This is a genomic window from Salinimicrobium oceani, from assembly GCF_012037645.1.
In genome coordinates, this window is the sequence record NZ_JAAVJR010001238.1 from 1 (window position 1) to 340 (window position 340).

The window sequence follows — 340 nt, forward strand, 5'->3', positions numbered from 1 at the left end:
TCTCTTGCTTTTCTAATAAAATCCTGGATGTTTTCTGTGCCGTTCTCAGTGAGGTGTTTAATAAACGCACTCCCAATAATTGCTCCTTTAGTTTTTTCTGTAGCTGCGGAAAAAGTTTCCCTATCCTTTATCCCGAAGCCCACTATTAGAGGGTTCTTTAATCCCATTTTTGACACCCTGCTGAAGTAATCTTTCTGAAGCTGCCCAAAACCGGCGGTGCCTCCTGTTACTGCAGCACTGCTCACCATATAGATAAAGCCTTCCGAAATTTGATCGATCTGCCTTATCCTTTCTTCGGAAGTCTGGGGCGTAATTAAAAATACCGGAAGTAAGTCGTACT

1 protein-coding gene is annotated in these 340 nt (G+C 42.6%); it reads right to left on the reverse strand.

Features of this window, described 5'->3' with window-relative positions:
* The coding region (locus tag HC175_RS21640; protein ID WP_209310180.1) for a tryptophan synthase subunit alpha at positions 1 to 340 on the reverse strand (340 nt) is incomplete at both ends.